Genomic DNA, 1,119 nt, shown 5'->3' with positions numbered 1-1,119 from the left:
TCCTGTCGATGGCGCAATTAGAGAGCCCTGTCCTGCAGATATTCAGGAATGCGGCTTTTCGGGTGATCGGCCGCTTGCCCGCACTGCAACGGCCGTTGCTCGAGCGTGTCGCCGGTTGAAGGAATGACGCGTCGGCCATAAACCTTTTCGCCTGACATGCGTTGTTCCCTCTCCAAGCCAAGGAGACGATCATGCAGATGAAGTCGGAAATAGCCGGCGAAGCGGCCAAGCAGCGTCATATCCAGCGTGGTATCGATGCCAAGGACAAATCGAAAGGCAACGGCAAGCAGCAGGGCGCCAGGCCGGCGCCCGCAAGTATCCCGAACCCCCCTTCCCCGAGCAACATCAACCCAAGCCTGGGCATGAATGGGCGATCGAGCCGGCGCCGCTGTATGATGCGCCGTACTATCTTGGATCGAAGAAACTCGATGGAAAGGTAGCACTCATCACCGGCGGCGATTCCGGCATCGGCCGTTCGGTGGCGGTGCTGTTCGCCCGCGAGGGCGCCGACATCGCGATCGTCTATCTGGCCGAGGACAAGGATGCCGAAGAGACCAAATCCGCGGTGGAAAAGGAAGGACGACGCTGCATCCTTGTCAAGGCCGACGTCAGCGAACGCAGCCACTGCCGCAAGGCGGTTGTGGAGACCGTCGAAAAACTCGGTCGCATCGACGTGCTGGTCAACAACGCGGCGTTCCAGATCCATTCCAGCGATTTCGGCGAGCTGACCGAGGCGCATTTCGACACCACGCTGAAGACAAATCTCTACGGCTACTTCCACATGGCACAGGAAGCGGTGCCGCACATGAAGCCCGGTTCGGCGATCATCAACACCGGATCGGTAACCGGCATCGACGGCTCAAAACAGCTGGTCGACTATTCGATGACCAAGGGAGGCATCCACGCCTTCACGCGGGCCCTCTCGGGCAGTCTCATCGGCAAGGGCATAAGGGTGAACGCGGTAGCACCGGGTCCGGTGTGGACGCCGCTCAATCCGTCGGACAAGCAAGCCGGTGACGTCTCGAAATTCGGCTCGGACACGCCAATGAAACGACCGGCGCAACCGGAAGAACTCGCGCCGGCCTATGTCTTCCTCGCCTCGCCGCATTGCTCCAGCTA

1 pseudogene is annotated in these 1,119 nt (G+C 60.5%); it reads left to right on the top strand.

The window, feature by feature from the left end:
• Nucleotides 1-191: 191 nt before the first annotated feature.
• Nucleotides 192-1,119, top strand: a pseudogene (locus tag JT360_RS33135) (SDR family oxidoreductase); the annotation flags it as partial.

Source organism: Mesorhizobium sp. dw_380, assembly GCF_018588885.1.
In the GTDB taxonomy this organism is placed as follows: domain Bacteria; phylum Pseudomonadota; class Alphaproteobacteria; order Rhizobiales; family Rhizobiaceae; genus Mesorhizobium.
The sequence above is the reverse complement of the archived record's forward strand: the minus strand, read 5'-3'. Positions and strand labels throughout refer to the sequence as shown.